The organism is Microcystis sp. M113S1 (assembly GCF_020246945.1).
Taxonomy (GTDB): domain Bacteria; phylum Cyanobacteriota; class Cyanobacteriia; order Cyanobacteriales; family Microcystaceae; genus Microcystis.
This window is the reverse complement of the sequence record NZ_JADBSA010000104.1, coordinates 1-7,719: the sequence shown is the minus strand read 5'-3', so window position 1 is coordinate 7,719 and position 7,719 is coordinate 1. Positions and strand designations below refer to the sequence as shown.

The 7,719-nt window shown below is 42.4% G+C and carries 6 protein-coding genes; 1 reads left to right on the top strand and 5 read right to left on the bottom strand.

Annotated features, from left to right (window positions below):
- Nucleotides 1-163: 163 nt before the first annotated feature.
- Nucleotides 164-1,270, bottom strand: coding sequence for a sensor histidine kinase (locus IM319_RS05605; RefSeq protein ID WP_287734956.1), 1,107 nt, complete (start codon nt 1,268-1,270; stop codon nt 164-166).
- 520 nt (nt 1,271-1,790) lie between these two features.
- Between IM319_RS05605 and IM319_RS05600 the strand changes: the two genes are divergently transcribed.
- Nucleotides 1,791-2,207 carry a DUF1816 domain-containing protein gene (locus IM319_RS05600; RefSeq protein ID WP_287078428.1) on the top strand — a complete coding sequence of 139 codons (417 nt, stop codon included), beginning with the start codon at nt 1,791-1,793 and terminating at the stop codon, nt 2,205-2,207.
- Nucleotides 2,208-2,233: 26 nt separating this feature from the next.
- Here IM319_RS05600 and IM319_RS05595 read toward each other — a convergent pair whose 3' ends face one another.
- The 4 genes from IM319_RS05595 to IM319_RS05580 all read right to left on the bottom strand — a co-directional run bounded on the left by IM319_RS05595 (nt 2,234) and on the right by IM319_RS05580 (nt 6,873).
- The gene (locus IM319_RS05595; RefSeq protein WP_286825792.1) at nt 2,234-2,428 is read right to left on the bottom strand and encodes a hypothetical protein; all 195 of its coding nucleotides are present in this window, start codon (nt 2,426-2,428) and stop codon (nt 2,234-2,236) included.
- An 836-nt stretch (nt 2,429-3,264) separates the two neighbouring features.
- Nucleotides 3,265-4,926 (bottom strand): NAD(P)H-quinone oxidoreductase subunit 4, encoded by a 1,662-nt coding sequence (locus tag IM319_RS05590; protein ID WP_287686554.1) that lies wholly within the window; start codon nt 4,924-4,926, stop codon nt 3,265-3,267.
- Nucleotides 4,927-5,050: 124 nt separating this feature from the next.
- On the bottom strand, nt 5,051-5,752 hold the full coding sequence (locus tag IM319_RS05585) for an ABC transporter ATP-binding protein (protein WP_287078638.1): 702 nt from the start codon (nt 5,750-5,752) through the stop codon (nt 5,051-5,053).
- Between the two features lie 371 nt (nt 5,753-6,123).
- On the bottom strand, nt 6,124-6,873 hold the full coding sequence (locus tag IM319_RS05580; protein WP_286826932.1) for a septal ring lytic transglycosylase RlpA family protein: 750 nt from the start codon (nt 6,871-6,873) through the stop codon (nt 6,124-6,126).
- Nucleotides 6,874-7,719: the final 846 nt, after the last annotated feature.

Sequence of the window (7,719 nt, the reverse complement as noted above, 5' to 3'; positions counted from 1 at the left end):
GTTCACTGTTTACTGTTCACTGTTTACTGTTCACTGTTTACTGTTCACTGTTTACTGTTCACTGTTTACTGTTCACTGTTTACTGTTCACTGTTTACTGATCACTGTTTACTGTTTACTGTTTACTGTTTACTGTTCACTGTTCACTGAAAAATCCCCATCTCTCAATTGGCCGATATTGCTAGGGAAAAACGGAAAGTGCTGCCTTTACCTAATTCACTTTCCACCTCGATTTGACTTTGGTGTAATTCCACTAAACGACGGGTAATCGCTAAACCAATACCACTACCCCCAGAATAACGGGAACGAGAACGATCGGCCCGCCAAAAGCGCTCGAAAATAAAGGGTAAATCCTCTGCTGCGATGCCAATTCCTGTATCGATAACGGCAATTTGTAGGCGATTTTTGTCCCTTGTCACTTGCAGGGTAATTGCACCATTATCGGTGTAACGAATGGCATTACCGAGCAGATTAACTAAGATTTGTTCGAGGCGATCGGGATCGGCCATGACAGATGGTAAATTGGGGGGACAATCTAACTGTAAAGTCGGTCCATCTTCTAATAATTGATCGGCAAATTTTTCGATGAGAGAATTTAACAAAGTTGATAAATTAACAGGTTGCAGTTTAATCGAGAGATAACCAGATTCCGCTCGCGATAGCTCCTGTAGATCGTGGGTTAAACGTTCTAACCTGCGGGTTTCTTTCACTAATTTCTGATAAAGTTCTGGATTAGGTTTGATCGCACCATCGGCTAATTCTTCTAAATATCCCCGTACCACAGTTAAAGGGGTGCGTAATTCGTGGGTAAGATCACCGATTAATTCCTGGCGCCGTTTTTCCACATCGGCTAAACTAATCGCCATCTGATTAAAACTGATGGCTAATTGATTTAATTCTGGGATTTCGCTTTCTGGAACTCGCGCCGATAAATCCCCTTCAGCAAAATTTTTAGTGATTTGTTTCATTTGTTTTACCGGTTTCATAATGCGTTGAGAAACCAAAAAACTCAGATAACCAGCCGTACTTCCTCCCGCAATGAATGACCAAATGGCACTACTATCCCAAGCTGTCTCAAAACCCCTAACCAAGAAAGTTCTCGCTGATCGCACGGTAAAAAATCCCTGCCTTTCTAACTGTTCCAAACGCAAAACAAACATTCGCGGAGAAGATAATTTAGCAATGATAATAAAGCTACTCAATCCCACCACCATAACGAGGAGATGGGATAAAAATAATCTGGTTCCTAAGCTTAATTTTGGTGGCTGCATATTTGTCAAAAACCTCTATTTGTTGTCAATATTCTTGAGAGATTGCTGCATAAATATAAAAACCTTGTTGGATAATATCTTTTGGTCTTTTTGAAATCAAAAAGTGCCAGCCATTGGATTGTTCGGTGGGAAAATTTAGGGACTTTTTCCCTGAAAATTAGGTAATTGACCACCTAAAAATGGGGAAAACCCCACACCCTACACCCCACACCCTACCCCTAGGAAAAACTTTTTGCCGCAAACCCTATTGACAGTGTTTCTCATAAAGATGAAGTATAACAGGATTTGGCATCGACCACCGACTCCCCAAAACGAAAACTTCCTATCCCACCATTAAGATAACGGCTATATATTCCCCTACAGCATCTTGAATAAAGAACCCGTCAAGCTATGCTGTCAGGGGAGAGTAGGACAAAACCTAACTTTTTGCCGCTCTATGCTATCGTATCAAGATGCGCTACTCTGTTAGGAGTAGCGTCTGTTTTTTTAACCCTTACCCTTAAAAGAGAATCTTTTCTGTATGCTAGAGGCTAATAATCAGGGAGAGAATCAAATATTTCTCTATGAAGTTGTTTTTTCCGGTTCTTCTGGCTCTTTGCCTCAACGCTTCTCCTGGACAGTCCTGCGAGTACCTAAAAGCCGCATGAGTCAAGAAACACAGCGCCTCCTGCGCCAAGGGGCTAAGATTCTCAGTATAAAGCCTCTTGACCCCGAAACTGTCTCGATCAAGCCTAGTTTACCACCTCAACCCTGGTGGGTAGAGATCACCACCAGTCAGCCGAAATGTCTCTATTATTTCGGTCCTTTCGAGAGTTTTTCTGAAGCTTTATCCCATCAATCCGGTTATATCGAAGACCTACAATCGGAATCGGCTCTGGGAATTAACAGCGAAATTAAACAATGTCAGCCAGAGGTTTTAACTCAAGAAGATTTTTAATGTATGGTATCTAATTATACAGATTTTTAGGAATAGTTAGCTTCCTCTTGTTTTCGTTTAATAATGCCTTTACCCTCACAGAATTTACAGGGGACGGATTCATTCTCCGTCTCTAGATAGATTCTTCCTTTGCCTTGGCAGTGGGGACAGATAACTTGTTCTTCCCACCAATAATTCTCTAAAAAAGCCTCATCGGTAATATAGGTAAAATCTTCAAACATTGGCTTGTCCTCTTATCGTTGAGATAGCTTAATCTGGATTCATCTTTCAACCTGAGAAATTGAAAATTAGGTTTACCCCCATCGTAAAAAAGATCGGGTTCATTCTTCTTGAAACTTAAATTACTTCATATTTATTTATGTTTATTAACATATAATGAGTGTTCACTATCAATCGGGTGTATCTCATATTTGTGAATTTCTCTCACTTATGGTGATCACCAGAAGTTATACTAAATCCGTTGAGCATAGGCTACTTATGAAGACAGGCAAAAGGCACTCATGCACTCATGCAAAAGGGGGGATAAATAATCAGTCTTTAATAACCGGATTTAGTATAACGATTCTGGTTCCAATCACACAATTTAGAGAACCGTTAAAAATCTATGAACTCCCGAAAAGGCTTGCCATATAAGCATTTCGCATCTAAGTACAATTGCTTATTGCAAAAGTGGGATGCTCCCTAGTTTAATTGCAGGAAAAGGGTCAATTAGCCAAGAACAGGCGAAATTATTAGGACATTTCTTTCATGTAGATTATAGGTTGTTTATGTAGGGTTTGCTGAATAAATATAAAAACCTTGTTCGATAAGACTTTTAGACTTTTTTCCCATCAAAAAGTGCCAGCCATTGGAGTGCGCGGGGGAAAAATTCCAGGACTTTTTCCCCGAAAATTAGGTAATTGACCCCCTCAAAATGGGTAAAACCCGACACCCGACACCCGACACCCTGACCCCACGAAAAACTTTTTCAGCAGACCCTAATTAATTATCTCCTCGCCAAAAAAATCAGGAGCAGAATTTCTACTCCCGATAACTTATTAACTTTAGACTTACCAATTTATTGGAAGACACTGGCAACTTTTGCGCTTACGTCCGGTTGAGTTTCAGCGTAGATATTTTGACGAGTGGCGGCGATTTCTGTGTAAGCTTGACGCACTTCCGAGTTAACTGCCACCGTTTTCACATCGTAGATACGGGTAGCCAGTTGGGGATAGAAACCGATAGCGACAATCAAAGCGAGGAAAGAGACAGCGATAAAGATTTCTCTGGGTTTAGCGTCAATATATTCTGATTCATGAGGGAGGACACAGCTAGTACCGAAACAAACTGCCTGTTCGTTACTTTTGTTGGGGAGAATGTTAGTAATATCGCAGGAAGAACCATCTCCGTAGAAAACTTGACGAAGCATGGAGAGTAGATAAATCGGGGTGAGGATTAAACCAACGGAAGCGAGGAAGACAGTCACAACCCGGAAGGTTTGGCTATAAACGTCACTGCTAGTGACACCGATGAATACGGTAATTTCGCTGGCAAAACCGCTCATTCCAGGTAACGCTAGGGAAGCCATGGCGCCGGCAGTAAAGAGAGCGAAGACTTTCGGCATCGCTTGGGCAATCCCACCCATCTCGTTTAAAGCTAAAGTATGGGTGCGGTCGTAGGTGACACCAGCAAGGAAGAATAAGACGGCGGCAATTAAACCGTGGGAGAGCATTTGTAACATAGCACCGCTAATACCCACATCGGTAAAGGAAGCAATCCCTAAAAGGACGAATCCCATGTGTGAAACCGAGGAATAAGCGAGACGGCGTTTCATGTTTTGTTGACCGAAGGAAGCGAAAGCACCGTAGATAATATTGACGACACCGAGAATCGCTAGAATGGGGGCAAAGTAGATGTGTGCATCGGGTAGAAGCCCCATATTAAGACGGATTAAACCGTAACCACCCATTTTGAGGAGAACACCAGCGAGAATCATCGATACAGGTGCAGAAGCTTCACCGTGAGCATCGGGGAGCCAAGTATGGAGGGGGAAGATAGCGAGTTTGACCCCGAAAGCGATTAATAAACCGGCGTAAAGGACTAATTCTAAAGCGAGGGGATAATCTTTAAATCCTAATTCCGCCATATCAAAGGTCATCGCACCACCACCGTAAAGGGCCATGGCTAGACCGGCAACGAGGATGAAGATAGAAGCGGCGGCGGTGTAGAGTAAGAATTTAGTGGCGGCATAACGACGTTTTTGACCACCCCAGATGGAAACGAGTAGATAAACGGGAATTAACTCGATTTCCCACATTAAAAAGAATAATAATAAGTCTTGGGCGACGAAAACACCAATCTGAGCGGCGTAGAGCAACAGCATCAGGAAGTAGAATAAACGGGGTTTGCGGTCCACTTGCCACGCAGCCAAGATAGAAAGGGTTGTCACTAATCCTGCTAATAAAACTAACGGTGCCGAGATACCATCCACCGACACCGCCCAACTTAAACCTATTTGGGGAACCCAATCGATTTTTTCCACTAATTGTAGGTTGGGGTTGCTTAAATCATATTTTTGTAAAAAAACGTAGCACATTAAAACAAAGTCTGCTAGTCCGACTCCAAGAGCGAACCAACGAATAGTTTTTCCTTCTTTGTCGGGGATTACAGGGATAAGGAAGGAGGAAAGCAAGGGGAGCAAAATGATGGCAGTGAGCCAGGGGAAGTTAGCCGTTAGCATGGCAGTAAGAAAAAATACCTATTTCGTTATGTGTTCATTTTATGCGACTTTGTAAAATTTTGTGAATATTTTTTGTCCTACCTTTACCATAGACTTTTATATATAGTTGGCGCATCATCATCGATTAACCTAAATAAGCTTGTTTGACGCGCTCATCCTTGAGTAAATCCCCGGCTTCTCCTGCGATAGTCAAGCGTCCCGCTTCCAAAACATAGCCGCGATTGGCAGTTTCTAGGGCTAAATTGGCGTTTTGTTCCACTAACAGGATAGTTACTCCCGATTCGTTTAATTGACGGATAATACTGAAGATTTCTCGCACTATCTGCGGCGCTAGTCCTAAACTGGGTTCGTCTAGTAACAATAACTTGGGACGACTCATTAAAGCTCTGGCGATCGCCAGCATCTGCTGTTCCCCACCGCTTAGGGTTCCCGCTAACTGCTCTCGGCGCTCCGATAGTCGGGGAAACAGTTGCCACTGCTCTTCGATATCACTTTTTACTCCTAGGCGATCGCTTCTCGTATAAGCACCTAACTGCAAATTTGTCAAGACTGTTTGACGCGCTAAGATTCTTCTCCCTTCCGGACTATGGGCAATTCCCCGCTTAACGATTTCATGGGGCGGTAAATGGGTAATATCTTGACCCTGATAAATTATTCGCCCCGTCTTTGCCGTTAAAATCCGAGATATCGTCTTTAGAGTCGTCGTTTTTCCTGCTCCGTTCGCTCCAATCAGGGTGACAATTTCCCCCGTTTCTACCCTTAAGCTAACCTGCTGTAATGCCTTTATTCCGCCATAATTAACCGATAAATCGCTAATTTCTAACATAAACCCAGTCAAATCCCAATAGGATCACTATAGCAGTTACCAGTTACCAGTTATCAGTTACCAGTTACCAGTTACCAGTTATCAGTTACCAGTTACCAGTTACCAGTTACCAGTTACCAGTTACCAGTTACCAGTTACCAGTGATCAGATGTGAGTTTTTAGTCAGTCCCGATGAAAAAATTTTCACCACCAGAGATGAAATAGGTTTCCTTCCCTACACCCCACACCCCACACCCTACACCCTCTTTCAAGTCAGGGATAAGGAAGAATTCCGATCATTTGTACTAAAATTTCCAAGACGCAGATTAACAGTGCTGTCTTTTCACTGCTTACTGACTACTGATAACTGTTTACTGATAACTGATAACTGATTATCTGCCTAAAACTTCCAAGACAACTGGGGCAACTCCCGATTGGAAGACACCGATAATCGCTGCCGCACCTCTGGAGAGATCGATGAGGCGACCACCGCTAAACGGACCGCGATCGTTAATTCGCACCACCACCGAGCGCCCGTTACGCAGATTAGTTACCCTAACCTTGGTGCCGAAAGGTAGATAGCGATGGGCGGCGGTTAAACTACTAGAGTTAAAAGTCTCACCACTAGCGGTGCGACGACCGTGAAAACCAGGACCATACCAAGAGGCCATTCCCTTTTTACGGGGGCGACTGCTGGTTTTTACCGCTTGGCTTGTTTTCGGCTTCTCTGCTGGTGTCACTGAGGCAGGATTGGTAGCTGGGGCATTAGCCGGGGCCGGCTTGACTTGATTGGGTTGTGATTGGGGTTGTATCGTCGAAGGAATGGCCTCTTGGGTCCGGGGTGTAACGCTTGCAGGGACGGTATTTTCTTTGTCCACTAGGGACTCCAAAGTTTTTAGAATTTCGTTAGCATTATCTTGAACCGAACGTGATATCTTAATACTTGAATCATTTGTTCGACTATTAGAAAAAGCGGACAGAATGGTTTGAGAAGTGGACTCGATAACAGTTTGACGCTCTACGCTAATATCCGTCAGGCTGTTGCTGTGTCCTGCTGTCTGGGAACAAATTATCGAAGCTGTAGTCCCCACTACGGTAAGGGCAGTTACAGCTTGTAGTTTGTTGATCAGTTGTTTATTCATAGACTTTCTTATTGTGCGTTAGCAAGTTCCCAATGCAAAGCTGAAGGAACTTGCTAACATTCCTTTGTGCTTGCAGAGCTAACTTGGTTGCTTTCTGTTCAACCGTATCACGGAAAATCGGTTGGTCATTACGAGAATTTATATCGTTATCGGGCAAGAGAATCAAAAATTTAAATAAAGGGTTGACGTGCGCTAAAAACCAAGTTAAGATGATAGGTTTTTAATTTTTTGTGTCCTAGAGGGGATCAAGGTTAGGAAAACTTAGGGAATTAGTGAAATTTTGAGAGGGAATAATGCTAGTATTGACAAGGCTTTCAAGGATTATCAGTCCTCCTCGATTTGCCTCTATCGATGCAGATAATGGTTAATAAAACTGTTTTGTTCGCTACAAAAAACCAGATTTTTAAGATAAATGTTAAATCGGGCTAAGGGTCAGAGATAAAAAATTATAATAGGGGCTTGACAAGGAACTAAAAATAAGCTGTTATTAGCCAAACTTAACAACGCAATCAGAAATGTTAATACAGGCTAATACTAAATCCTGTTTAAAAGGGATAGGGAAGTGGGGAAGTGGGGAAGTGGGTAGGGTTGATTCATTTAAATTAAGTACAGCGGATTTTGAGTCAATAAATTTGACCGAAAATTCTCAAGTTTCTCTTGTTCTAATCAAAAGAGTTAGTCACAATAACTAATCTTTAATCTTCTGCCAATATTTATTATGAATAAATTGATAAAGCTTGTTTCCAAGCCACTAAAAGCCTATCTCTCTTCAAATTGTCTGAGAGTAAATCCTGTTAATTTAGCTAATTTTTCTGCTTCTTACATCGATAAAACTATCAGTTTTTC

Coding starts and splice junctions, on each gene's coding strand:
- IM319_RS05590 (WP_287686554.1), bottom strand. CDS start 4,926: ATGCTAACGGCTAACTTCCCCTGGCTCACTGCCATCATTTTGCTCCCC.
- IM319_RS05595 (WP_286825792.1), bottom strand. CDS start 2,428: ATGTTTGAAGATTTTACCTATATTACCGATGAGGCTTTTTTAGAGAAT.
- IM319_RS05580 (WP_286826932.1), bottom strand. CDS start 6,873: ATGAATAAACAACTGATCAACAAACTACAAGCTGTAACTGCCCTTACC.
- IM319_RS05585 (WP_287078638.1), bottom strand. CDS start 5,752: ATGTTAGAAATTAGCGATTTATCGGTTAATTATGGCGGAATAAAGGCA.
- IM319_RS05600 (WP_287078428.1), top strand. CDS start 1,791: ATGCTAGAGGCTAATAATCAGGGAGAGAATCAAATATTTCTCTATGAA.
- IM319_RS05605 (WP_287734956.1), bottom strand. CDS start 1,270: ATGCAGCCACCAAAATTAAGCTTAGGAACCAGATTATTTTTATCCCAT.